The sequence below is a fragment of the Prosthecobacter sp. genome (assembly GCF_044378005.1).
GTDB lineage: Bacteria > Verrucomicrobiota > Verrucomicrobiia > Verrucomicrobiales > Verrucomicrobiaceae > Prosthecobacter.
The window spans coordinates 1-23,733 of the sequence record NZ_JBILYB010000057.1; the positions used below are offsets into that span (position 1 = coordinate 1).

Genomic DNA, 23,733 nt, shown 5'->3' on the forward strand with positions numbered 1-23,733 from the left:
TTTTGTTCCAGCAGTTCCCTGGCTTCCGACAAGGGACGTTCACGCCCGTTCCTCACATCATCCTCCGCCGCCGCGATATCCCGCAGCAGGCGGGCATCATCATGCAACTCGCGCCAAGCCGACGGCTCCTCCGGCAGCTCTGCCAGCCAGGACAAGGTTTGCTGTTTGGTGCTCATGTGGCGAAGGCTATCACTCCGCCATTCCGGGTGCAACCGTGTCTTCATTGGCGATCGAGGAGAATGACGGCAGGCTCCTCCAGCCCAGACTTTATCACCGCAGAGTTTAGAAGACCGCAGAGAAATCCGTTTTGGTATTCTCTGGGGTTTTCTCATCTCTCGCGGTGTGAAATTCCGGGATTGGATTTCAGTGCCCGCCACTTTATCAGCCCGCTCACCAACCAACGCCTCACGCTCATGTCCACGCGTCGCCATTTTCTTCACACTGCCCTGGGGGCTGCCACCCTGCCACATCTCGCGCGGGAAATGACCTCATACAGCGCCTCGCCAGCCCAAGCTTTTTTGCACAGCAAGAGTTAGGAGAGGTGACTCAGATACAGGAAGTGCGCGAAGGTGTCTCGACTCACTTCTCAATGGTCTTCGCAAACTCCGCCGCGACGCGATCTTCATACTTCGCGAGCGCACCGGGCTCCTGATGCTCCGCGAGGAAGCGGAAAATCTGCCGCGTGCGCTCGGCGAAGGGCCGCCATTCTTCCTCGGCGGCACCGTTGGTCTTCAAAAGATAGGTCGCGTAATAGTGTGCCTTGCCGAGCATCTCGCGCACGGCGCGGGTGATCTTCGCATCCTCGCCATGCGTCTGCGCCGCCTCGCGCAGCAGGCTGGTCAGTTCCTCGATGGAGCTCGCGACATCGAGCAGCTCCAACTGCGCCTTCGATTTCGCCAGACGAATCTGATGATGCACGAGCGGCGCTTCGGTCTTCGGCAGCTCAGCGCTGAGTTTGTCATACTCCTCGATGATGGTCGCCCAGTCCGGCTCCTTCATGCGCTCCAGCTCGCGGATTTGCTCGACGTGCTTGCGCGCCTTGATGCGAGCCAGCTCGTTTTGACCTTCATTGAAGTGGTAATACAACGCTGCCACCGGACACAGCAGCCAGAGCAGGGTGAAAAACTTCCTCATCGTGCCAATGCCGCCTCCTTCCTGACACTGCGCACCGTCCAGTCCGAGCCAAAGAACTCAAGCGCGACGGGGATGAACGCATAGATAAACGCGCCGAGCACCATCGCCAGCACCGCCCATTGCGCGAGCGTGAGGCCTTGATGCGGCAAGGCCAGTGGCACGACGAGATCGCCCAGCGCCTCGGTCGCGAGATGCTTGTCATTCACATCATGATAAACGCCGAGCAGAGAGGTCGCGACGCGCTGCAAAGTATCGGCCTCCTGACGCGATTGATGGCCGTCGATGAAGCTACCCTTATGCGGATTGCCGATGCCGAGCACCAGCACTTCGTGCACTGAGGCCGGCCGTGGATTGATCGGCGAGAGCGGAATGGAGTCGCCGTCCGTGAGGATAATCACGCGCGTGCTGCCCTTCGGAAAGTCCGCCACGAGTTCCAGCGAGCGATTCACCGCCGTGCCGAGATCCGTCTGACCAACAGGCATCGCATACGTGAGCGGCAGTCCATCGAACACATTGCGCACGAGTTCAGGATCACGCGCCTCCATCACCACCGGCAGCGAATCGGTATAAAACCCGATCACACCGAAGCGCAGATTCCCGCTCACGCGCTGGAGGATGCCCTCCACCACCTCGCGCATTCGCGCATGACGTGTCAGCGTGCCATCCGGCCCCGAGTCCTGCAAAAACATGCTCGGCGACAAATCCGCGACAAACACCAGCCGCGTCGCCTCCGCATCGTGCCGCTCTTTGGCCGTCGCATCATCCGGCGCTTCGAGCTTGAGCATCAGCAAGGTTGTGACGCCCCAGGCAAACGCCGTCAGACTCGCCACGCGCAGCCACGGCACCGCATGAGTCCAGGTCTTCGCGCCCTCCGTTCCGAACGCCAACCGCGCCGCCACTCGGATGCGCCGCGCATGCAGCCACTCGGCAAGCGAGACAAGCAGCAGGACAGTGGTAGCGACAATCAGGGGGGGCATTCGTGAGCGGGGCGATGCAAACGGCTGTGGCTCAGCCTTTCTAGCCTGGGATGAGCGCGTAGATTCGAGTGTCACTTGGCCTGTTGAAAAGATCAATGGGTGAAAAGCCCCTGACGGTGCAGGGCGTAGGCGAGCACTCGCAGAGCGGTTTGTTGGCGCTGGTAGATTTCGCGACGGGCGCTCAATGCAGCTCCGCACAGTCGCTTCATGCCGCCCACACGATCATCAGCGAGAGCTTCATATACCGGCTCTTCTGCCGCCCAGCTCGGCTGACATAGTGGGCGCTGGCGCTGTGCGGCTCCAATCCTGTGGCGTCCACGGCGAGTTCTGTGGCCTGCTGCACGCCGCCTGCACGTCCTTGCGGGCGCTGAACTTTTGCAACGCCGTGTATTGCGGCAGCTTGTGCTGCAAGCCCAGCACGCGGCGCAGCCCGGAGTGGCCCTCCAGCCAGTCGATGACTCCTCGGTAGGTCGTCTTGAGATAAGTCTTGAGGATTAGGCCGCTCATCAACTGCCGCTGCGTGAAGTCATGGCGGCTTTTGATCGAGCCGTAATCGGCCAGACGCCTGGCTCCGAGCTTCATGGCGAGTTGCGCGACTTGTTCAATCCGTGACTTCATTCCGTTTCTTGATCACTCTTGCCAAAATCAGGAAAATGGTTTCCACAAGGCAAGTGCCACTCGAAGCTACTTATGATGAAGCCGCTCATCCTCCTCTTCACTCTCCTGATCACGGTTGCTCTCGCGCAATCAGCCAAACCAGCGCCCAAGCCGTTCACGCTGCCAGCGGGCATCAAGATGGAGAAGGACATCGCCTACATCGCGGATGGAGATGAAGCGCAGAAGCTTGATCTCTACCTGCCGGAGAAGCCTGCGGACAAACCGCTGCCTCTCATCGTCCACATCCACGGCGGCGGCTGGCGTGCGGGGAACAAATTCCCGTGCCCCGTATCTGCCATGGTGCTCAAAGGCTACGCCGTGGCGAGTGTGGAGTATCGATTCAGTCAGAAGGCCGTCTTCCCTGCGCAGATTCAAGACTGCCAGGCCGCGATCCGCTGGCTGCGGGCGCACAGCAAGGAATACAACTTCGATCCTGAGCGTCTCGGCGCGGTGGGTGGCTCCGCAGGCGGGCACCTCTCCGCGCTCGTCGGCACTGCCGGTGACAAGAAAGCCTTCGCGCCCATCGGTGGTCATGCGGATCAATCCGACCGCGTGCAGGCCGTGTGCGACATCTTCGGCCCCGCCGATTTCACCACCGTCGTGCAGCAGGCTGCCGAGGACAAGAACGTGAAGAACATCTTCACCTTCAACACACCCAGCGATCCCTACTCCGGCCTCATCGGCACGAAGCTCGACGACAAGCCTAAGGCCGCCGCCGTCAGCCCCGTGCATTATGTCAGCGCGGACAATCCGCCCTTTCTCATCCTCCACGGCACGCACGACACCCTCGTGCCCTACGCGCAAAGCGTGCAGCTCGAAGCTGCGTTGAAGGCCAAAGGCGTCGCCGTCTGGCTGCAAACCCTCCCCGGCTCCGGCCACGGCGGTCCTGCCTTCGGCAAACCCGCCGTCATTCAACTCATGCAGAACTTCTTCGACAAGCACCTCAAAGGCGCGGACGTGAAGATCGAACTCGTGCCGGAAGCGGAACTTGCCGTCGAGACGACAAAGCCTTCAGCGAAGTAATTCCCACACACCATGCGCCATCTACTTTTCTACTTCTGCCTCTGCGCCATCGCCCACGCCGCCGAACCCCAAATCATCCTCCTCAAGCTCGACGACGTGATCGCGCGGCGAGTTGGCACGAAGCCGGTGTCGGACCGCTGGCAGAAGGTGCATGACTACCTGGTCGCGCAGGGCATCAAGGGCTCCTTCGGTGTCATCACGGAGTCGCTGGAAAAGGACAACGCGATGTATTTCCGGTGGCTGAAGGATGTGCAGGCGGCGGGACAGATCGAGCTGTGGATGCACGGCTACAAGATGCGCGGCGCGAGCGACACGGGTGAATTTGAAACCGGCACCGCAGCGGAACAGCGGGCGATTTTGGCGAAGGGCGAGAAGCTGGCGAAGGACAAGCTCGGCTTTGACCTCCCCGCCTTCGGTCCGCACTGGAGCGGCACCACGGATGCCACCGATGAGGCGATGGAAGGCGTGTCGGAGATCAAAATCTGGCTCTATGGTCCGGCCAAACCCAAGTTCTTCACGCGACTGAGCATCCCGCGCGTGATGGCGCTGGAGAACCCGACCTTCGTGCCCGATTCGGCCAAGTTCATCGCCTTCTATGAGAAGAGCGCCGCCACCAAAGACGTGCTCGTGCTCCAAGGCCATCCCGAACAGTGGGATGACAAACGCTGGGCGGGCTTCGTCGAGATCATCGCGTTCCTGAAATCCAAGAACGTCGTGTTCATGACGCCGAGCGAGTACATGAAGAAGACGCCGAACAAGTAACCGCCGCTGTTATGAAGGGGCATCTGTTCCTTCTGTTTTCGTGCTTGTCGTTCAGTCGTCATCCTCGCCGATGACCTGGACATGGGGGATGCGGCGGTATCCACCGCGCCCGTTTCATCCGCCCAAGGACCAGCTTCCCCACTTTCATGCCGGAGACGGCGTGAAGCGTCGCTTTGCATCCGTATTTCCGTCGCTGCTTCTCATGAAAAAATCTGCGTTATCTCTCCTCGCCCTCGCGAGCACCTCCTTCGCCGCTGATCCCACGCCTGTCGCGCAGTGGACGTTTGATGGTGACAAGGCTGACCTTGGCAAAGCCGAGGGCGGTGTGGTGTTTCAACAGGACGGGCCTTCGCCGAAGCAGTTCAAGCACATCCAGACCTCGAATAAAGCGGCGAAGTTTGAAGGAGCGAAGGGCAGCTTCATTCGTGTGACTGATCCGGGGGAAAAGAGCTTGTTCGATTTTGACAATGGCGACGCGATCACCATCGAGGCCTGGGTGAATCCGGCTTCGGCACCGAAGGGCGGGAATGTTTATATCCTCGGCAAAGGGCGCACGTCGAATCCGGGGCAGGACGCGAACAACCAAAACTATGGGCTGCGACTTTGGGACGCTGGCGGCTTCCTGCGGCCGAGTTTTCTCTTCCGCAGTCGCAAAGACGGCGATCAAGCAGGCGACTGGCATCGCTGGACGACGACGGGCGGTATCGCGACGAGCAGCGGCTGGCATCATGTGGCGGTGACGTATGAGTTTGGCAAACCGGAGACGATTTGCGGCTACATTGATGGCGAACTCGCGCCGGGCGCTTGGGACATGGGCGGCGCGACGAAACAGGCTCCGGTGGTGGACAATGACGAGGTCTGGCTCGGCACGTCGATGGGCAAAAAGGAGAGCGTGAGCTTCGATGGACTCATGGACGAGGTGCGGCTGTATCGCGGCATCTTGCCGGAGAAAACCATCGCCGCGCGTTATCCGGTGGAGCCTTACACGCCAGTGCTGCCGGAAGGTGGATTGCCGAAGGGCAAGGTGCGTATGGAGATCGTCGAAAACATCGGCAAGGCTGCGAAGTGGCCGCGCCAGTATCCACAGCCCACTGATGTGTATGAGGAGGACGTGTTCGGCTTCTTTCAGATCGCGCAGAAGTACACGGACACCGGCGTGCGTGCCGAGCGGAGCAATCCGTATCTGCTGCGTGCGATGGCGAGCATCGCGCTGCCTGCGGGCAAACAAGAGTTGCTCATGCGCGTGCGTGGACAAGGCCGCTTGTGGCTGGATGGCAAGGTGATCGCCGAGATCCTTTTCGGCCAAACCGGCGGCGGTGCGCACAACGAGGTGGAACATGCAGAAGCGGAGAAAAGCGGGCCTGCGCTGCGTTTGCTCGGCCCCGGTGATCGCGAGACACGCATCAGCATCGAGAGCGATGGCAAGCCGCACGACTACGTCTTCGAAATGATCGCCGGGAACGGTCGCGTGCGCACCACGCTGGGCGAGACGAGCCTCAGCCTGCGTCAAACCGATGGCATGCACACGCTGCTCACGCCTTCGGCGAAAGTCGTGCCGCTCACCGATGAAGGATGGGCCGACTTCCGCAAGGAACGCCTCGCTTTCTACGCCCTGCATGATCAGCAGCAGCGCCACAGCTTGCGGGCGAAACAGGACGCGTACTGGGCGCAGCGTCACGAGCAGGCGCGTGAGGTCATCGCCGCGAAAAAGCCGTTCAAACAGGCTGGCATCGACACGCTCCTCGCCGCGTCATGGGCCAAGGCAAACACAGCCGGTACGCAAGCTGCTGGCGGCATTGATTTCGCTAAGCAGATCAAGCCGATCCTCGCGGAGAACTGCTTCCGTTGTCATGAAGAGAAGGCGAAGGGCGGCCTGCGCCTGAATACGCTCGAAGCCGCGCAGCAAGGCGGCGAATCGGGCAAACCGGCCATCGTTCCCGGCAAACCTGCCGAAAGCCAGCTCATCAGCATGGTTCATCCTGACGCAGGCGATGAGATCATGCCGCCGAAAGGCGATCCGCTCAGTGATGCACAGCGCAAACTGCTCGCCGACTGGATCACGCAGGGCGCGAGTTTTGCCAGCGCCAGCCAGAAGATCGAGCCGACTGCGCTGACTGAAGACCTTGAGTTCTTGCGCCGTGTGACACTCGATACCGTGGGCGTGGTGCCGAGCGCGGAAGAGATCGAGGCCTTCCTCGCCGAGGACTCGCCGCAGCGTCGCGAGCGTGCGGTGGACCGCCTGCTCAAAGACACACGCTGGGCAGATCATTGGACGGCGTATTGGCAGGACGTGCTGGCGGAGAATCCGAACATCCTCAAGCCGAGCCTGAACAACTCCGGCCCCTTCCGCTTCTGGATTCACGAGGCGCTGAGCGACAATCTGCCGATGGACTGCTTCGTCACCGAGCTCGTGCGCATGGAGGGCGGCGTGCTCGCGGGTGGTCCGGCGGGCTTTTCGATGGCGGCGGAAAACGATGTGCCGATGGCCGCGAAGGCGCACATCCTCAGCACCGCTTTCCTCGGTCAGGAGATGACCTGCGCGCGCTGCCACGACTCGCCGTATCATCAGTCGAAGCAGCGCGACCTCTTTGAGATGGCCGCCATGCTGAACCGCAAGGCTATCACGCTGCCCGCGACCTCCTCGGTGCCGATGACGACCTTCGCCGGACGCAAACCGCTCATCCCGATCACGCTGAAGCCCGGCGAGGTCATTGCACCAGCCTGGCCGGCGTTGTTTGAAAAGAAACTGCTGCCCGCAGATCAAATCGCCGCCGCGCCGAAGAAGGATGACAGCCGTGAGCAACTCGCTGCGCTCATCACCTCGCCACAGAACGAGCGCTTCGCGCAGGTCATCGTGAACCGCATCTGGAAGCAACTCATGGGACGCGGCTTTGTGGAGCCAGTGGATGACTGGGAGGCCTCGAAGCCCACGCATCCCGAGCTGCTGGAGTGGCTGGCGCGTGAGTTCGTCGCGCACAACTACGACATGAAGCACCTGCAGCGCCTCATCCTCACTTCCGAGGCCTACCAGCGCGAGACGCGCCCGCTTCTGCCCGGCACCACGCCGGATTTCGCCGCGCCGCTGCCACGCCGCATGACTGCCGAACAAATTGTGGACTCGCTCTTTGCCGCCGTGGGCAAGGATCTCGACTCCGAGGAGCTGACGATGGACAACGACGGCACGCAGTCGCAGAGCGCGATGATCAGCCTCGGCCATCCGCGTCGCGCGTGGGAGTTCACCTCGCTCTCGAATGAGCGCGACCGCCCCAGTCTCGCCATTCCGAAGGCGCAGGCCATCGTCGATGTCCTGGAAAACTTTGGCTGGCGCTCCTCGCGTCAGGACCCGAAGAGCGTGCGTGAAACCGCCGCGAATGTCCGCCAGCCCGCCATCCTCGCCAACGGCATGCTCGGCCGCTGGGTCACCACGCTGAGTGAAAAAGGCAGCCTCACTGCGCTCGCCTTGCAGAAGGACATCACCGCCGATCAACTCATCGAGCAACTCTTCCTCCGCCTGCTCACGCGCCGCCCGACCAGCGAAGAACGCGCCACGTTCGCGAAGATGCTGAGTCCAGGATTCGCCGAACGCATCATCCCTGAGGGCAAACGACCACCGCCCATCGTGCGTCCGCCTTTGAAATATGTCGCGTGGTCGAACCATCTCTCCGCCGGAGCCAACAGCATCAAGATCGAGATGGAAAAACGCGCCCGCGAAGGCGACCCACCCACCACCGCCCTCCGCGCCGACTGGCGCGAGCGGATGGAGGACGTCGTCTGGGCCGTGCTGAACTCACCGGAGTTTGTGCATCTGCCTTGATGCTTTTTCAGCCTGGCCTTTAGAAGACACAGGCTGGAAAGTTCATGCTCCTCCACATTGGGAGTCCGCCTCACTTCACTTTGAAAAGCTCCACGTCGAAGATCAGCGCCTCGTTCGGGCCGATGTCGCGACCAGCACCACGGGTGCCGTAGGCGAGTTTGGAGGGGATGTAGAAGCGGAATTTGCTGCCTTCCTTCATGAGCTGCACGCCCTCGGTCCAACCGGCGATGACGCGGTTCAGGGGAAACTCGATGGTTTCTTTGCGGCGGTAACTGCTGTCAAAGACGGTGCCGTCGATGAGGGTGCCTTCGTAGTGGACTTCGACGGTGTCGGTGGCTTTCGGGCTCTTGCCGGTGCCTTCAGTGATGACCTTGTACTGGAGACCGCTGGCGGTCACGGTGACGCCTTCTTTCTTGGCATTGTCTTCGAGGAATTTTTCTCCTTTGGCGAGTGCGATGTCGGACATGGGATGTGTTGTGTGTGGGGTTGAAGTTTGGGGGGCTGAGGCTAGCAGGGGTGGCCTGCCTGGCAAACGTGAAACCTGAAACTTGGAACTTCCCTGCTCCGACCACGCCGCTAGACTCGACACCATGAACCGCGACGCCTTCCTATCCCACGCCAGTAGTGGTGAGCACTTCGATATCGTCATCATCGGCGGTGGGGCCACGGGGCTGGGGGCGGCGGTGGATGCAGCGGCGCGGGGGCACTCAGTGCTGCTCGTGGAGCAGTCGGATTTTGCCAAAGGCACCTCCAGCCGCAGCACGAAGCTGGTGCATGGCGGCGTGCGTTATCTGAAACAGGGGAATGTCTCGCTGGTGCTGGAGGCACTGCGTGAGCGAGGGTTGCTGGTGCGAAATGCGCCGCATCTGGCGCACAGCATGCCTTTCGTGATCCCGAACTATCATTGGTGGGAGGGACCGTTTTACGGCATCGGCATGAAAGTGTATGACGGGCTCGCGGGGAAGCTGGGGCTGGAGCCCTCGCGCTGGCTGACGCGGGAGGATGTAATCGAGTTGCTGCCGAACATCGAACCCGAGGGTCTGAACGGCGGCATCATTTATCATGACGGACAGTTCGATGACTCGCGCCTGGCCATCAATCTCGCCCAGACTGCGGCAGAAAAAGGCGCGCTGCTCATCAACTACACACGCTGCTGCGGCCTGATCAAAGACGGGCCGCACATCGCTGGCGTGCTGCTTCGCGATGAGGAAGGTGGGCGTGAATTCGAGGTGCGGGCGAAGGTGGTGATCAATGCCACGGGCGTCTTTGCCGACTCGGTGCGTTTGATGGATGACGCCGCCACAAAGCCGATGCTCAGCCCGAGCCAGGGAATCCACTTCGTGCTGCCGCGCGAGTTCCTGCCGGGCGATACGGCCATCATGATCCCGAAGACGGACGACGGGCGCGTGCTCTTCGCCGTGCCGTGGCATGGGCGCGTGGTGGTGGGCACGACGGACACGCCGGTGGAGTCGTCATCGCTGGAACCACGGGCACTGCCGGAGGAGATCGATTTCATCTTCACGCAGATCACCCGCTACCTCACGCGTGATCCAGGGCCTGCGGATGTGCTCAGCGTTTTCGCCGGACTGCGCCCGCTGATCAAAGCGGAGGCGGGAAGCACGGCGGCACTTTCACGAGACCATCACATCGGCATTTCCGACTCCGGCTTGATCACCATCGCGGGTGGCAAGTGGACGACTTACCGCAAAATGGCCGAGGACGTGATCGACCACGCCGAGATGATCGGCGCGCTGGATCAGTGCCTCTGCAACACGCAGACGCTGGCTATCCACGGCTCCGAACCGACGACTGTGGATACCAGCCATCTGCGCAGTTACGGCAGCGATGCCGCCAGCATTCGCGTACTGATCGAAGGCGATGCTACCCTAGGCGAGCGCTTGCACCCAGCGCTGGAGTTTGTGAAAGCCGAAGTTATCTGGCACTGTCGCCACGAAATGGCGCGCACGGTGGAGGATGTGCTCTCCCGCCGAACCCGCGCGCTGCTGCTGGATGCCCGCGTGAGCATCGAGGCTGCGCCCGTCGTTGCCGAACTCATGGCGAATGAACTCGGGAAAGGCGCCGACTGGGCAGCACAGCAGGTGCGGGATTACCGCACGCTTGCGGCAGGTTACCTGCTGCCGGATTGAGCAGTTCAGGCCTGCTGGAGCTTCTTCAGATGGCTGTAGCCGACGAGGCGACGAGACTCCTCGTCCCAAAGGCGCAGGCTGGCGCATTTCAAGCTGCTCCAGAAGGTCAGCGGTTTTACTGACTTGAAGAGCGGATGGGAGTAGTGGCAGCGCTCCAAATAGTAGTTCGGGATCTTCGAGCTGAGGTGATGGACGTGATGGAAGCCGATGTTGCCCGTGAACCACTGGAGGATCTTTGGCAGCTTGTAGAAGGAACTGCCTTCCAGCGCGGCGGTGGTGTAGTTCCAGCCCTCGTGTTTTTCCCAGTAAACATCTTCATACTGGTGCTGCACATAGAACATCCAGATGCCGGCCGCTCCGGCGACTGCTGTCACGGGAAGCTGCATCATGAGGTATTCTTTCCAGCCGAAGAGCCAGCAAAGGCCCGCGACCATGAAGGTGAGCGCCACATTCATCCAGAACACGGAGGCGCGGTCCTTGCCCTTGGCACCCGAGGAGGAGACGCGCTGATAAAGCAGGAAGAGAAAAAGCGGTCCAATAACTAACAAGATGAAAGGATTGCGCGTGACACGGTAAACCATGCGCTTCCCAGGTGAAGCCTCCAGATACTCCTTCACGGTCAGCGTCCAGATGTCGCCCTCGCCACGGCGGTCGAGGTCACCTGAGGTGGCGTGATGCACGGCGTGCTGCCAGCGCCAGTGACCATAGGGGGTGAAGGTGATCATTCCGGCAATGAACCCAACGATGTCATTGGCCAGTTTGGATTTAAAAAAGGAGCCGTGACCGCAGTCGTGGAAGATGATGAAGACCCTCACCACAAGGAGACCCGCGATCACCGAGATGCCCAGCGTGTACCAGTAGGACACCTCCAGGCAGCGCCACATCAGGTACCAGCAAGCCACAAGCGGAACCATCGTGTTCACGATCTGCCAGATCGAGCGTGAAAGGGAGGGAACCTGAAAGGGGGCGACGATTTCCTTCCATTCGGAAATGGTGACCTGGGGGCGCGCGGGAGTGTCTGTCATAGTTGGATGCGAAGGGCTCATTAGCAGATTTCTGGGGAATCGTCTGGTGAATTTTTTGCGACAATCGTGTCTCGGCGTTCGTGGCAAGGGAAGGGGGCCAAGGGAGGCTCAAAGAATCTCAAATGATGTTCTGTGGCGGCTTTTTCAATAATCCAGGAAGGGGCCGCGCGGCTCGGTGGCCTCCATCACTCTGCGCCACGCGGCAAATTTTTCCTCCATCATCTTCGCGATCTCGGGTTTCTCTTTCGAGAGATCATGCTTTTCACCTAGGTCTGCGCTGATGTCGTAGAGCCCTTTACCTTTTGCGGACTCCAGCCACTTCCAGTTTTCAAACCGAGCCGCTTTGTCCGAGCGGCGCTGCCAGAACATCTCCTTCCGTGAGGACTTCGCCTCGCCTTGCAGGACGGGCAGCATGTCGAAGCCGTCCAGCTTCACGCCATCGGGTGCTTTGGCTCCGGTGGCGGCGAGCAGCGTTGGCACGAGTTCGAGGCTGGTCAGGAACTCATCGGTGACTTTGCCAGCAGGCAGCTTGCCAGGCCAGCGCATGATGAAGGGCACGCGCAGGCCGCCCTCCCACATGGTGCTTTTGCTGCCTTTGAGCGGTGCGTTGCCGCCGTTGCCGCTGCCACCGTTGTCAGACATGAAAAGGAAGATCGTGTTGTCCGTCTGCCCCGCCTTTTCCACCGCGTCCATGAGCGCGCCAATGGCCTCGTCCATGCAGGTCACGGCACCGCAATAACGAGCGAGGCGCTCGTCCTCCACCTTGCCACGATACATGGCGACATACTTCTCGGGTGCTTGCACGCCCTCGGTTTTCTTTTTCTCACCCAGCTCGGTGCCATCGCCAAAGGTCGAGGCTCCATGCGGCGCATTGAAGGCGAGATAGAGGAAGAAGGGTTTCTTCCCCAGATGCTGGTTCATGAAAGCCAGCGACTCACGGCGGAAGACATCCGTGACGTAGGCTCCCTTGTCCTCCTCCGTACGGGCATTGCCGCGAAACATCGACGGCACGCCGTAGCGCTCGTGCGTGTAGTAATCGATGCCGTTGTTCCCATGGCCGTAGAAGAAATCGAACCCGCGCTGCAGCGGCAGATAGCGCTTTGCCTGCCCCATGTCCCACTTGCCGACGCAGCCGGTGGCATAGCCCGCCTTCTTGAGCATGTCGCCGATCGTGACCTCGCGAACATCGAGTCCGAGCGTCATCTCGGGTGACACGGCATACTCCTCAGCGGTGAAACGATGCCCGAAGTTCACCATGTCATTGCGCACCATGTCGTAGAGTCCATTCCGCTGCGGGTAGCGACCGGTCAGCACACTGCCGCGCGAGGGCGTGCAAGCCGGCCAGGTGACATAAAAGCTCGTCCCGCGCACGCCCTCCGCCGCGAGCTTGTCGAGATTCGGCGTGATCAGCGGCTTGTTGCCGATGCAGCCGAGGTCCGGGTAGCCCTGGTCATCGCTGATGATGAACACCACATTGGGCGCAGCCGAGGCAAGTCGGACCGTGAGAAGCAGAGCGAGGAGGAGGCGCATGATGCAGACGAACGCAGGCACTGGCGTTTGTCTCACAAAACAAACAACCTGCCCAGTGATGAACCGGGCAGGTCGGAAGGGGCAAAAGTCAGACTTCTCAGCGAATGCGGCGCACAAACATCGGCACGGCATCAGCGACGTAATCTTCGGGCTCACCACCAGGAACAAAAAATGGAATGTCAGTGTTCCTGAAGCTGCCGAGGCGGTTCGCTGAGAAAGCGTCAAAGGGAGCGCTCAGCAGCAGGATCTCACCCACACGACCGGTGCCATTGCGCAGCGCGAACTGCACGCTCTCGGCATTCTCCGGCCAGGAAACCTCTTCGAGAGTGAAGGAGGAGCTGATCGGCTGCTGGCCGACAAACTGTGGCTGCTGCACCAAGGTCACGCGGCCCTCTGGGCTGACCGTCATGCTGCGCTGGAGGCCGCGATGGATGATCTTCCACTCGGAGTTCCCATTCACAGCACCCAGAACTTCAGCGACCGTGAGACGCTCCACAGAAAGAACCACACGAGTCTGAGCTGTTAGAGTCACCCCTGGCTGACGGGGCAGGATCACTTCTTCACGGAGGTTCATCACTGCCTGGCGTCCACCCGACAGGGGAAACCTGATCAGCGAAAGGTCGATCGTGCGGGCACGGGTGTTGCTCAGAGTCATCGTGAAGAAGCGGGCAGAACCTGGCGAAATGCCGACGACATTGGCCGGAAGGAGTTCCGTCGTGCCATCTTTGACACTGCCCATGGTGTATTGAGTGCGGTTGACGACCGTGAAACCACGAGGCCGAAGACCGAAAGCCACGACACGAAACTCGGGCTGCTCATTCCGCCTGCTACCATCCGTCCCGATGAGCACGGGCTTACCAGTGATCGCTCCAGCGGGGACGCGGAAGGACATCAGCTCGGGGGTTTCCTGGGTCAGAGGGGTGGAGATGACACCGCCACCCGCCGTGGGGAATTCGATCGAAACGACCGCCACCGGGTTGCTGTTTCTCGAGGGTAGGATATTCACCAGCACAGTCTCTCCCACGGGGGCGAGTGCAGGGGCGTAGGTCAGAAAGCTGGGCAGCCGTGAATTGCGGTCGCCAGGACCCGTGACATTCATGCTAGAAGCGCTGGCGGAGGACTGGCAGAGAAACCAGATGGCCAGAAGCAGCATGGGGAGGAGGGCGGTGGTATGGACGTTGTTTTGAGTTTCGGAGTTCATGGCAGTGGTGTGTTTGCTGAGATTCGGCGGGCGGACTTGGGCCGCCCTTCACACCGCAGATGCAGGTCGCCGCCGAGACTTGCGCAGATTCCCAAACTTTTTCTCCACCTCCCCTCAAAACCTCACCGTCACCTGTGCAGCCAGCATGTGATCGCCTTCCTGATCCTGCCCCGTCCGCTCGGCGAGGCTGTATTGCAGCTTCGCCTGCATGTTTCGGCTCAAACGATGTCCCAGGGCGAGGTCGAGACGCCAGCCGTCGCGGTCCCATTCACGACTCGTTCCTGGGATGTCTCCGAACCAGCTCTGATTCCAGCGGGCTGCCAGCCAAGTCAAAGCACCAAGTTTGCGCCTAGCCTCGATGAAGCCGCTGAGGACGCGAACTCCGCCCACGTTGGGCACCTCAAAGCGGCTCGTCATCAGCTCCGTCCAGAGCTGCCAGTGCCCGTGCGAGTAGCCCGCATCGATACCGAAGGTCGTCTGATCGTAGTCGCGATAGCTGCGCCCGGCAGGCAGGGTGAGCTGTGATTCTTCGAGCAGGTAAGGCCCGTGGCTGAAGGAGGTGCCGAAGTTCCACTCCGGCGCAGGCCGCCAGCCGAGGCGGCCTGTGTAGGTCGTCGAGTCCCAGCCATTCTCCACCGCATCCCAGGCGTCTGGTCGTGACGAGATGGAGGCGTTTTTCACCTCCAGCGCATAGTCCAGATGCTCCGTGCGGCCAAAGATCGAGACGCCAGAAGCATAAGACGGCCCCCAGAGGATCGGCACCCAGGTCTGGCGATTCTCCGGCATGTTGCGGCGCCCTGCAAAACCTGCCAGCGGAGCCGCCATGCTGTCCGTGATCGGCAGCATGTCACTGTAAGCCGCAGGCGCGGTGACAAAGGGATTATCCCATGACAAGCGGCGCGGCGTCCAGGCGCCGAAGGCGGTGGCAAACTTGCCAGCGCGAATGTTCAGCACATCGCTGTCCAGCGGCCGCCACTCGATGAAATACTCATCCATTCGCGTCTCGCCATCCACGGCAAAGCCTGGATCAAAGCCGCGATCTGTGCGCATCTGCACATGCGCCCGCCAGCGCTGCGTCATCTGGAAATCAAACAGCAGCGTGAGCCTGGGATTGAAAAACACCTCGTCATCTGTCTCCACCAGCCCCAGCGCCTGCTCCTCAGGCATGTAGGCTTCCAAATCGAGCAAGCCGGACACATCCGCACGCCATTCACCATCGGCATTGCTGAGCGTCAAAGCATCGTCGAGCGACTCCAGTACACTCTGAGCTTGCAACGAAGAGATCAGAAGAAAGAAGAGGAGGATGCGTGTCATGGCATGAGAAGGTGAGCGATGATGGGATCACTAAAACCCTTGAGCTTGAGAGGTTCTGTCGGAGTCGATGGAGTGCTTTCAGGCAAAGCGGCACGAGTTTGATCATCAATCACGATCTCGCCCGCCGCCGCCACACTGCACAGGCGGGCCGCCAAATTCACTCGATCTCCCACGGCGGTGTAGTCGGCGCGATTCTCCGCGCCGAGACAACCCGCCACCACCTTGCCCGTGGCGATGCCAAAGCCGATGCCGAGCGGCTCATGTGTCAGCTCATTCAGCCGCTCACGCTCCGCTAGCATCTCTTGCGCACAAAGCACGGCATCAGCGGCGTGGGTCGGGTTGTCCATCGGTGCGCCGAAGAGGATCATGATGGCATCTCCGGCGAACTGATTGATCACGCCGTGATGGCGATACACGACCCGCGTCAGGGCGGACATGTGCTTGTTCAGCAGCTCGATCACCTCGCGCGGATCTCGCCCGGCGCTCAGCGCCGTGTAGCCACGGATGTCGCAGAAGATGATCGTCACATCGCGCAGTTCGCCACCGAGGGGAATCTTCCCCGCCATGAGCTGCTCCGCCACGCGCTGATCCGCCACCATGCTGAGCACGGAGTGGTAGCGATCCTTCAGCGCCAGTCCGGCGGCCATGTCTTGAAACGCATCCGCCAGATGCTGCATCTCCTGCGTGGGGCCGGGAGTGATCGCAGGCTGAAAATTCCCCTGCTGGATGTCATGCGTGGCACTCACAAGACTGCGGATCGGCTGCGTGATCTGCTTCGCAAAGATAAAGCCCACGAACGAAGCAAGCAGGATGGCGACCAAGCCAAGTGCGACGATTTTAAAGATCAACGTCCGCTGCTGGAATTCAAAGCCAGCCAGCGAAACGATGGACACATAATAGGCAGGCGGGAACGGTGAATTTGGATTCAGGCAATGCGCCATGTAGCGGTAGCCAACGCTCCCAATTCTCAGCATTCGTCCCACGTTCAGCGGCCTTTCCGCGCCGATGCTGGCACCCAGCTCACTTTCCATATCCGCCGTGATTTCGGATGGAAAAGTTGAGCCGATGAGCTTCCCGTCGAGCCACATGGCTTGCATCCCACGCTCCAGTTCGAGCTTCGCATCCGCTGCTTTCTCAAAGTCCTGCATTTGCTGCCCGAACACCAAGGCACCGACAGTGGTCTCGAAGTTCCGAATCGGTGCCGAGAGAACGCGGTAGATCCGCGCAGGCTCGGAGTCGTCATGCTGAATCGTGATGTAGCCCGCCGAGGTGCTCTCCTGAGGTTTGGCCGGAGCCAATTGCTGCTTCAGCCTCTCCTGAATGAAAGGCGCAAAGAGCCCCGCATCCGCCCGACTGCCCGCCGGCGGATCGATCAACTCGCCATCCGAACCCAGCAGCCTGAAAAAGTCGAAGTCATCCAGCCGAAGCTCATCCTTCGCGACCTGATACGAGCCCTCGAATCCAGCCTCCAAAGCCGCAAACAAGCGCACGGACTCGGACAACCGGCGCACGTTTTTCTCCGTCAGCTCGATGTCACGCTGCTGATCACGACGAAAGCTGGAAAACTGCTGCTCGAAGAGCTGGGCCAGCATCCCACGATGGGAGGCATCATTCTGACGCTGCGCGATGAACAGGCTGGCACCCGTGGCCGCCGCCACGAGCCCGATGATGGCCTGCTGCAATCGCGTGCGGAAGGTCATGATTTATCGGGAGAGCTGCACCTGCACTGTTTTGCCATCGCTCACCACGACCTTGGATTTCACCTGCTTCTCTGAAGGAAGCAGAGCTTTGATCTCATACTCCCCCGGCGGGATGCCAGTGATCTTGAAGCTGCCCCGCGTGTCTGTCAGCGCGAACCAAGGCGTGTCCAGCACGAGCAGGCGGCAGCGCATGTGCTTGTGGATCTCACAGTAGATTTTGATGAGGCCGGGCTTGTCGAGCACTCGGCTGCCCGGTGTCTCGCCCTGCCGGAAGCGACCGAGATCAAAGGGATGCGGCTTCGAGTAAGAGAAGACATGATGAAACTCATCATCCAAGTTCGGGAAGATTACCGACGTGCCCGTTTGCACCGCCAGCACCGGCGGACGAAATTGATAGCCACGTTGGGAAATCGTGAGCGTTTTGCCCGTGCGTAATTTCGGGTAGGCCATGCCCTTTTGCTCCAGCCAAACGATGGCAGGCGTCGGGTCCTCCGCCTGGATGGGCTTCACCGTGAGCGGGCGATAGCCAGCGGGAACATCCGGCGGGCGTTGGGAATCCAGGACCACAACGCCGGACACGCTTCCGTCAGCCAGCGCCGACTGGCAGAGGGTGAGAAGTAGAAAACTGATCAGGGTGAAGAAGCGCATAGATCTCGAATGAAGCGGGAAAGCCGCTGTTTGCCAAGCTTGGCGTTCAGAAAGGCGCGTGCTAGGAGTGTGCCATGCCCGCTCCGTTTACCTCTTTTGGCGATCCCGAACTCTCTCCGTTGGCCGACCAACTAGCCGCGCGTCGGGAGCAGTTCGCCGCCCATTGCCTGAAGGAAAAAGCCTCCGCTTTGATTGATGGCCTGCCTGCCCGGATCACCGATACTGTTTTAAAAAGCATCGGCGCTGATGAAGGCAGCCTCTGGCTCGCTGTGGATGATGGGCAGGCGCTGCTGCCGATCTGGAACAACGGACCCGATGCCGCACGCTTCGTCGGCAGCTTCAAACTTCCCGTCACGCAGGGCATAAGCGGCTTCGTCTTCACCAGCGGCATCGCAGCCTGTGAGGCGGAAGTCTGCTTCAATCAGCGCCAGCATCGCGAGCTCGATCACCAGCTCGGCGTGCTCACCTGGGCCATGCTCGCCGTGCCACTCGTCTTTGGTGGCGCCGCTCGCGGTGTCATCACAGCGGTTCGGCTCATTCGCTTGAGCGACCTGCCCGATCTCAAACGAGTGCCGGAATCGTGCGATGAATTCCCCGCTGGCTTCACACCGCCTGCCGCTTTTGGTTTGGCCGATCTCAGCGCCATGGAGACCACCGCCGGAGCTGTGGGCCGCTTGATCGAGCATCGTCTCACCGCCTGGGTTCTCGGCATCGAGGAGTAAATCATGACTCGCGCCGACCTCCAACACCTCACCGGCAAAGGCGTCCGCATCGCCGTGCTCGACTCCGGCATCGACACCACGCATCCCGCGCTGGATGGCCTCAAACTCGCGGACGACATCGCCTTCGAGCGCGACGGCCCTTTTCTCAAAGCCGTGGACACAAGCGGCGATGTCATCGGCCACGGCACTGCCATCGCTTGGATCATCCGCAGCATCGCACCCGACGCCGAGATCGGCAGCTTCCGCGTGCTCGATGCCGACTTGCGTGGCCGCACCACCATCATCTGGGAGGCTGCACGTCTCGCCGTGCAGCGTGGTTATCACATCCTGAATTGCAGCTTCGGCAGCCCGGGCGAAGCCCGCTTCGTCATGCCCTACAAAGAGTGGACTGATGAAGCCTACCTCCGCCGCGCCCACATCGTCGCCGCATGCAGCAATGAAGATGCGAATCAGCGCGAATGGCCCGGCTGGTTCCCCACCGTCCTCACCGTGAACCTCGCCGAAATGCCGCCCGAAGTCTGGAGCCACCGCCCCGGAAGCATGGTCGAGTTCCTCGCCCACGGCCTGAACGTCAAAGTCCCCTGGCAAGGCGGCTGGAAAGTCGTCACCGGCAGCAGCTTCGCTGCGCCGAGAGTCACGGCGTGGCTCGCACGATTGCTTTCGATCAGGCCCGACCTCAGCGTGGAGAGTGCGAAAGAGATGATGCGTGAGCTGGCTCAAGCATGATCACACCGCCCGTCCTCGGATCGCTCTCCCGAGATACCCAATGTATTCGGGGTGCTCTTTGAGAAGCTGGGAGAGGGAGGCGCGCTCTTTGGCGTCGGCTTTGCCAGCGGCAAAGGTGTCGAGACGGGTGCGGATGGCATCGGGGGGATCTCCGATGTCGTGGCCCTCCACGTCGGGCATCATGCGGCGGAGGAAGCTGGTGAGGATGTTGAAATCGGGGTCGGTGCTCATGTTAGTCGTGGGGTTTACAGACGGCAGATGCTCGGAGCGGTGGGAACTTGCGCAGAAAGGTGAAACTTTTTTCAAATGGAGGGGCCGAGGATGGCATCGGCACCTTCGCCGCAGGCTTCCATGAGATCCTGCCAGGAGATTTGCAGGGTGGGCTCGCGCTCTTGGAGATAGGCCAGGGTCTCATCGCGGATCTGCTCCAGAGCTTCGGCTTTTTTGCGCGAGATCGTGCCCTCGTGGCAGCCGCCCCAGAGGAGGCAGAGATCGCGCTGCTTCACGTCTTGAAGCAAGGACAGGCGCATGACGAGCAGAGCCTCGGCATCGACCTGGGTGAGCGAGTAGATGAGCGCATCCCGCAGCAACTGCGCGAGCGGTGTCTCCTGCGGGGCCTCGGCTTCATCGCGGGCAAGACGATCCATCGGGTCATCGTCGCCTTCGTCGTCGGCGAGGTTCGTGGCAGGAACCATGCGGCGATGTTTGCGCAGGTATTCGAGCCAGGCATTCGCCGCCATCGTGCGCACGAAACCACTCAGCGGCCCGGCACCGGTGTAAGCAGCGAGTTTTTTGTGCGCCCAGAGCTTCTCCATGACGATGCCGAGCACTTCATCCGCATCTGCATCCGTGGCACCGAGCCCGGAGAGTTTGCGCGCGATGGCGGGTTTCAGCTCGGACTCGAAGCGCTGCCACGCGACCTTGTCACCATCCAGGAGATCCTGGGCGAATTCGAAATCTGCGGCGTGAAAGGCGGGCGTGTCGGCGGAATCGGACATGAGCCGATGCTGGCGAGTCTGGGGAGGAGGTCAATCACCTGCCGCCGCGAGAAAAGCGGGGTACATCGAATCAGAAGAGGCCAACACTACAGGATTAACAAGATTGGCAGGATTAACAGGTCTGAAAAAATCCTGTTCATCCTGTGAATCATGTAAATCCTGTCGTTCAGGCTGTGACATACCATCAGGTGCCGATTTGATGCGTAAGCCCTGCGAGAAAAGCTTCGCTGAAGCTTTGGGCTGATGAACTCGTAATCTCACTAGCTCATGATTCGCGCCATCCTTTTCCTCCTCTGTGCCACAGCCCTCCCCGCCGCCGACTGGCCGATGTGGCGTCATGATGCTGGCCGCACAGCCTCAACCACGCAGGCCATGCCGGAGAAACTCGATCTCCTCTGGTCGCGCGAGCTGCCGCCACTGCGTCCAGCCTTCAAAGAGACACGTCTTCAGTTTGATCGCAGCTACGAGCCTGTCGTCGCCGGGAAAAAGCTCATCGTCGGCAGTTCGCGGGAAGATTGCCTCATCGCCTTCGACACCGACACAGGCGCGGAAGTCTGGCGAGCACTGGCAACCGGCCCCGTTCGCTTTGCGCCGGTCATTTTCGGCGATCTCGTCCTCTTCGGTTCCGACGATGGTGTGATGCGCAGTGTGAAGCTCGCCGATGGCTCGGAGGTTTGGTCAAAGCGCGCCGTTCCATCCAATCGCATGCTGCTCGGCAATCAGCGTCTCATCTCCGTGTGGCCTGTGCGTGGCGGCCCAGTCGCCAAAGACGGCCGCGTCTATTTCGCCGCCGGTGTCTGGCCGCTGGAGGGCACATTCGTGTTCTGCTGGGACGCTGCGACGGGCGAGCAGATCTGGTGCAATGACCGCTGCTCCTACCTCTACGGCATCCATCCGCATCAAACCGAGGCCATGGGCGGACTTGCACCGCAGGGCTATCTGCTCATCGACGGCGATGACCTCGTGGTGCCGTGTAGCAATGCCTATCCCGCCCGACTCGATCTCAAAACCGGTGCGCTCAAAGAGTTCGAGCTTCCCTCCGCAGGCAGACTCACCGGCGGTTGGTTCGCCTCCACACCCGATGAAAAACAAGCCGCCAAACTCAAACGTCGCGGCCTGCTTTTCGATGAAGCTGTCAACGTGAAGCGCCACGAAGACAAACCCCGCGCCGAGGGCTCCACCGGCATTCAGCGCTCGCTCCTCGCCGCTGACAAAGCAGTGTCTTTCGACACCTTCCCCAACGCTCACAGCGTCGTCGCAGCTGATGACAAAGTCTTCGTCGTCACGGTCGATGGCATCCTTAAAGCCCACGGCTCCGCCAAAGGCGAAGCCAAGCACTGGAAGCGCGAGATCGTCATTGAGAAGGCTGATGAAGAACTCGCCAAGACCATCATCCAAGCTGCCGGAACTGATCGCGGCTATGCTCTGCTTACCGACGCAGGTAAACCTGGCTTCATCGAGTCGTTGCTCACCCTGAGCCAGTTTCATCTCATCGTGCTGAGCGACGATGCCGCGCTGAAATCGCGTCTCTCAAAAACAGCCTTGTATGGCGAACGCGTGGCCGTTTTGCCGACGAAGTCAGAACTGCCGCACTACTTCGCGAATCGCGTGATCGGCCCTGAGCCACTTGGCGATACTCTGCGACCTCTCGGCGGCAAGTTGGTCAGTCTGGATGGCAAACTGCTGCAAACGCGCGGCGCTCTGACTGGCAGCACGAACTACCTCGCCGACTGGAAAACCAGTGAAGACCCGCTCGTGCAGGCACCACTGGGCGTGTTGTGGTTTGATGATGCGCTGAGCAACTTCAAGCGCGCGCCGCAGCCGAAGGTCGTCGATGGCGTCATGATCACCGCCGACAAGGACTGGCTCGATGCCACGAACCGCAAAGGCAAGGTCGATTACAAGCTGCTCGCCCCCGTGTTCAGCGACATCTACACCGGTCGCGTGCTCGATGAATATGAAGCGCCTGAGCTTCGCGCCAAGTTTGGCACTGTGGACATGCAGAGCATCCAGCCCGCGCAGTATCGCCCGCCGACGCAAAAGAATGACTGGTCGCCGGATCAGCCCAAATCAGGCCTGCGCACCAATCCGCTCACCGGCGAGCAGGAGCCACGCGTCTTCCCGAAGAGCTATGGCTGCGACGGCGGCTTCGATTACGGCAACATCTTCACTTTTCGCAGCGGCACCGCCGCGTTTTACGACAAGCAGGTCGAAAGCGGCACCGTCCACATCAGCGGTCCACGCAGCGGCTGCACGAACAGCATCGTGCCCGCCGGCGGCATCCTGAACGTCCCCTATTTCTACGAAGGCTGCACCTGCAGCTACCCACTGCCCATGGCGCTCGCGCTTTACTCCATGCCGGAGACCTTCGAGCAATGGGCCACCTGGGGCGCGGTGCCTGCCGCCTCACTGAACGGCAAGATCGAGCGCCTCGGCATCAACTTCGGTGCTCCCGGAGACCGCAAGACGCGCGATGGCACCCTGTGGCTCGATTACCCGAGCGTCGGCGGTCCCGCGCCTGAAATCCAGGTGCGCACTGAGCCTGAGAAGCCCGAGTTCTACTACCATCACTCCATCTGGATGAACGGCGGCCAAGGCTGGCCCTGGGTCGCCGCCAGCGGCGTCAAAGCCCTGCGTTCCACGACGATCTCCGGCCTCAAATCCGGCACCTACACCGTGCGCCTCACCTTCGCCTCACCCGACGATGCCAAGCACGTCTTCGACATTGCCATTCAAGACAAACCCGCGCTCACCAAGTTCGCTCTGCCCGCCAAACTGATCGCCACGACGGAAACAATTCCCAACGTTCAAGTCACCGACGGCACCCTCACCGTGAAGCTCACCGCCCTCGAAGGCGAAACAATCCTCAGTGGCATCGAGATCATTCGTGAGGGTTTGAAGATTGGGGATGTGCCGGAACAGGAGCGAAAGTAATCTCTCAAGTCCAAATCCCTGACTTACTAAAATGAACGCATTATCTTTAATCGAGCAGCTCTCGACGGCCAAGAATGTGATCGAATACTTGCTGATACAGCAAAAATGCCTTGCGACTGCCAATGTCGAAGAAGTACTTCAAATCGCCATGTCAGAGAATTCCGGGAGTATGATTCGCGGTGACTGCTTCCAACTTCTGTACTGGTTAACCAGTCCATCGGAGCGCGTGCCATTTTTCCGGTCATTGCTCGAAGATACAACAGGAGATTCGCGAGAGGCTGTTAAAGCTCTGCTCTTTCGTGCTATTACAGATGAATCAGTGGCATCTCAAAACCCCGAGTTTTTGGAAAACTATCGGGCCAATGTGAAGGAGGAGTATGCCAAATTCTTGTTCCCAAACTGAGTTGAAATTTAAGCAACA

20 protein-coding genes are annotated in these 23,733 nt (G+C 60.5%); 8 read left to right on the top strand and 12 right to left on the bottom strand.

All coding sequences use genetic code 11. The features are described from left to right. Positions 1-579 precede the first annotated feature (579 nt). From AC6FTP_RS12770 to AC6FTP_RS12780, 3 genes are all read right to left on the bottom strand, one after another. Positions 580-1,134, bottom strand: a complete 555-nt coding sequence (locus tag AC6FTP_RS12770; RefSeq protein ID WP_497207303.1) for a hypothetical protein — start codon at positions 1,132-1,134, stop codon at positions 580-582. Further along, a complete protein-coding gene (locus AC6FTP_RS12775) occupies positions 1,131-2,111 on the bottom strand; it encodes a vWA domain-containing protein (protein ID WP_497207304.1) in 981 nt (326 codons plus the stop codon). Before AC6FTP_RS12775 ends, AC6FTP_RS12770 begins: the two co-directional genes overlap by 4 nt. Before the next feature lie 237 nt (positions 2,112-2,348). Continuing rightward, positions 2,349-2,729: a hypothetical protein gene (locus AC6FTP_RS12780; RefSeq protein WP_497207305.1), complete on the bottom strand. Its 381-nt coding sequence runs from the start codon at positions 2,727-2,729 to the stop codon at positions 2,349-2,351. A gap of 72 nt (positions 2,730-2,801) precedes the next feature. Here AC6FTP_RS12780 and AC6FTP_RS12785 point away from each other — a divergent pair, with 72 nt between their 5' ends. From AC6FTP_RS12785 to AC6FTP_RS12795, 3 genes are all read left to right on the top strand, one after another. Beyond that, positions 2,802-3,791, top strand: a complete 990-nt coding sequence (locus AC6FTP_RS12785; protein ID WP_497207306.1) for an alpha/beta hydrolase fold domain-containing protein — start codon at positions 2,802-2,804, stop codon at positions 3,789-3,791. A gap of 12 nt (positions 3,792-3,803) precedes the next feature. Next, positions 3,804-4,553, top strand: coding sequence for a DUF2334 domain-containing protein (locus AC6FTP_RS12790; RefSeq protein WP_497207307.1), 750 nt, complete (start codon positions 3,804-3,806; stop codon positions 4,551-4,553). A gap of 202 nt (positions 4,554-4,755) precedes the next feature. After that, positions 4,756-8,367: a DUF1553 domain-containing protein gene (locus tag AC6FTP_RS12795; RefSeq protein ID WP_497207308.1), complete on the top strand. Its 3,612-nt coding sequence runs from the start codon at positions 4,756-4,758 to the stop codon at positions 8,365-8,367. Positions 8,368-8,437: 70 nt separating this feature from the next. Here AC6FTP_RS12795 and bamJ read toward each other — a convergent pair whose 3' ends face one another. After that, entirely contained in the window at positions 8,438-8,881 is a 444-nt protein-coding gene (gene bamJ / locus AC6FTP_RS12800) for a BamJ family beta-barrel-assembly machinery protein (RefSeq protein ID WP_497207331.1), read from the bottom strand. Between the two features lie 76 nt (positions 8,882-8,957). Between bamJ and AC6FTP_RS12805 the strand changes: the two genes are divergently transcribed. Continuing rightward, positions 8,958-10,514 carry a glycerol-3-phosphate dehydrogenase/oxidase gene (locus AC6FTP_RS12805; protein ID WP_497207309.1) on the top strand — a complete coding sequence of 519 codons (1,557 nt, stop codon included), beginning with the start codon at positions 8,958-8,960 and terminating at the stop codon, positions 10,512-10,514. A 5-nt stretch (positions 10,515-10,519) separates the two neighbouring features. On the opposite strand, the gene AC6FTP_RS12810 is transcribed toward AC6FTP_RS12805, so the two are convergent. The 6 genes from AC6FTP_RS12810 to AC6FTP_RS12835 all read right to left on the bottom strand — a co-directional run bounded on the left by AC6FTP_RS12810 (position 10,520) and on the right by AC6FTP_RS12835 (position 17,932). Beyond that, on the bottom strand, positions 10,520-11,539 hold the full coding sequence (locus tag AC6FTP_RS12810; protein WP_497207310.1) for a fatty acid desaturase: 1,020 nt from the start codon (positions 11,537-11,539) through the stop codon (positions 10,520-10,522). A gap of 144 nt (positions 11,540-11,683) precedes the next feature. Then, positions 11,684-13,069 carry a sulfatase-like hydrolase/transferase gene (locus tag AC6FTP_RS12815; RefSeq protein WP_497207311.1) on the bottom strand — a complete coding sequence of 462 codons (1,386 nt, stop codon included), beginning with the start codon at positions 13,067-13,069 and terminating at the stop codon, positions 11,684-11,686. 97 nt (positions 13,070-13,166) lie between these two features. Continuing rightward, positions 13,167-14,270, bottom strand: coding sequence for a hypothetical protein (locus AC6FTP_RS12820; protein WP_497207312.1), 1,104 nt, complete (start codon positions 14,268-14,270; stop codon positions 13,167-13,169). 114 nt (positions 14,271-14,384) lie between these two features. Beyond that, positions 14,385-15,584: a putative porin gene (locus AC6FTP_RS12825; RefSeq protein ID WP_497207313.1), complete on the bottom strand. Its 1,200-nt coding sequence runs from the start codon at positions 15,582-15,584 to the stop codon at positions 14,385-14,387. After that, the gene (locus AC6FTP_RS12830) at positions 15,581-17,284 is read right to left on the bottom strand and encodes an adenylate/guanylate cyclase domain-containing protein (protein ID WP_497207314.1); all 1,704 of its coding nucleotides are present in this window, start codon (positions 17,282-17,284) and stop codon (positions 15,581-15,583) included. Before AC6FTP_RS12830 ends, AC6FTP_RS12825 begins: the two co-directional genes overlap by 4 nt. 3 nt (positions 17,285-17,287) lie before the next feature. Next, positions 17,288-17,932, bottom strand: a complete 645-nt coding sequence (locus tag AC6FTP_RS12835) for a hypothetical protein (RefSeq protein WP_497207315.1) — start codon at positions 17,930-17,932, stop codon at positions 17,288-17,290. A 74-nt stretch (positions 17,933-18,006) separates the two neighbouring features. On the opposite strand from AC6FTP_RS12835, the gene AC6FTP_RS12840 reads away from it, so the two are divergent. Both AC6FTP_RS12840 and AC6FTP_RS12845 read left to right on the top strand, forming a co-directional pair. Then, a complete protein-coding gene (locus tag AC6FTP_RS12840; RefSeq protein WP_497207316.1) occupies positions 18,007-18,654 on the top strand; it encodes a GAF domain-containing protein in 648 nt (215 codons plus the stop codon). Between the two features lie 3 nt (positions 18,655-18,657). Next, a complete protein-coding gene (locus AC6FTP_RS12845) occupies positions 18,658-19,380 on the top strand; it encodes a S8 family serine peptidase (RefSeq protein ID WP_497207317.1) in 723 nt (240 codons plus the stop codon). Here the strand turns inward: AC6FTP_RS12845 and AC6FTP_RS12850 are convergent, their stop codons facing one another. Together AC6FTP_RS12850 and AC6FTP_RS12855 are read right to left on the bottom strand one after the other, a co-directional pair. Then, a complete protein-coding gene (locus AC6FTP_RS12850; protein ID WP_497207318.1) occupies positions 19,381-19,611 on the bottom strand; it encodes a hypothetical protein in 231 nt (76 codons plus the stop codon). It abuts the gene before it with no gap. A gap of 71 nt (positions 19,612-19,682) precedes the next feature. Beyond that, positions 19,683-20,378 (bottom strand): RNA polymerase sigma factor, encoded by a 696-nt coding sequence (locus AC6FTP_RS12855; RefSeq protein ID WP_497207319.1) that lies wholly within the window; start codon positions 20,376-20,378, stop codon positions 19,683-19,685. Positions 20,379-20,645: 267 nt separating this feature from the next. Here AC6FTP_RS12855 and AC6FTP_RS12860 point away from each other — a divergent pair, with 267 nt between their 5' ends. Both AC6FTP_RS12860 and AC6FTP_RS12865 read left to right on the top strand, forming a co-directional pair. Further along, positions 20,646-23,312: an outer membrane protein assembly factor BamB family protein gene (locus AC6FTP_RS12860; RefSeq protein ID WP_497207320.1), complete on the top strand. Its 2,667-nt coding sequence runs from the start codon at positions 20,646-20,648 to the stop codon at positions 23,310-23,312. Between the two features lie 31 nt (positions 23,313-23,343). Next, a complete protein-coding gene (locus AC6FTP_RS12865; protein ID WP_497207321.1) occupies positions 23,344-23,715 on the top strand; it encodes a hypothetical protein in 372 nt (123 codons plus the stop codon). The last annotated feature ends 18 nt before the right edge of the window (positions 23,716-23,733 follow it).

Bases quoted from the DNA above. Each gene is read 5' to 3' on its own strand.
- AC6FTP_RS12770 (WP_497207303.1), bottom strand. From the start codon at position 1,134: ATGAGGAAGTTTTTCACCCTGCTCTGGCTGCTGTGTCCGGTGGCAGCG.
- AC6FTP_RS12775 (WP_497207304.1), bottom strand. From the start codon at position 2,111: ATGCCCCCCCTGATTGTCGCTACCACTGTCCTGCTGCTTGTCTCGCTT.
- AC6FTP_RS12780 (WP_497207305.1), bottom strand. From the start codon at position 2,729: ATGAAGTCACGGATTGAACAAGTCGCGCAACTCGCCATGAAGCTCGGA.
- AC6FTP_RS12850 (WP_497207318.1), bottom strand. From the start codon at position 19,611: ATGAGCACCGACCCCGATTTCAACATCCTCACCAGCTTCCTCCGCCGC.
- AC6FTP_RS12790 (WP_497207307.1), top strand. From the start codon at position 3,804: ATGCGCCATCTACTTTTCTACTTCTGCCTCTGCGCCATCGCCCACGCC.
- AC6FTP_RS12815 (WP_497207311.1), bottom strand. From the start codon at position 13,069: ATGCGCCTCCTCCTCGCTCTGCTTCTCACGGTCCGACTTGCCTCGGCT.
- AC6FTP_RS12825 (WP_497207313.1), bottom strand. From the start codon at position 15,584: ATGACACGCATCCTCCTCTTCTTTCTTCTGATCTCTTCGTTGCAAGCT.
- AC6FTP_RS12855 (WP_497207319.1), bottom strand. From the start codon at position 20,378: ATGTCCGATTCCGCCGACACGCCCGCCTTTCACGCCGCAGATTTCGAA.
- AC6FTP_RS12830 (WP_497207314.1), bottom strand. From the start codon at position 17,284: ATGACCTTCCGCACGCGATTGCAGCAGGCCATCATCGGGCTCGTGGCG.
- AC6FTP_RS12820 (WP_497207312.1), bottom strand. From the start codon at position 14,270: ATGAACTCCGAAACTCAAAACAACGTCCATACCACCGCCCTCCTCCCC.
- AC6FTP_RS12810 (WP_497207310.1), bottom strand. From the start codon at position 11,539: ATGACAGACACTCCCGCGCGCCCCCAGGTCACCATTTCCGAATGGAAG.
- AC6FTP_RS12785 (WP_497207306.1), top strand. From the start codon at position 2,802: ATGATGAAGCCGCTCATCCTCCTCTTCACTCTCCTGATCACGGTTGCT.
- AC6FTP_RS12835 (WP_497207315.1), bottom strand. From the start codon at position 17,932: ATGCGCTTCTTCACCCTGATCAGTTTTCTACTTCTCACCCTCTGCCAG.
- AC6FTP_RS12845 (WP_497207317.1), top strand. From the start codon at position 18,658: ATGACTCGCGCCGACCTCCAACACCTCACCGGCAAAGGCGTCCGCATC.
- AC6FTP_RS12840 (WP_497207316.1), top strand. From the start codon at position 18,007: ATGCCCGCTCCGTTTACCTCTTTTGGCGATCCCGAACTCTCTCCGTTG.
- AC6FTP_RS12865 (WP_497207321.1), top strand. From the start codon at position 23,344: ATGAACGCATTATCTTTAATCGAGCAGCTCTCGACGGCCAAGAATGTG.
- AC6FTP_RS12805 (WP_497207309.1), top strand. From the start codon at position 8,958: ATGAACCGCGACGCCTTCCTATCCCACGCCAGTAGTGGTGAGCACTTC.
- AC6FTP_RS12860 (WP_497207320.1), top strand. From the start codon at position 20,646: ATGATTCGCGCCATCCTTTTCCTCCTCTGTGCCACAGCCCTCCCCGCC.
- AC6FTP_RS12795 (WP_497207308.1), top strand. From the start codon at position 4,756: ATGAAAAAATCTGCGTTATCTCTCCTCGCCCTCGCGAGCACCTCCTTC.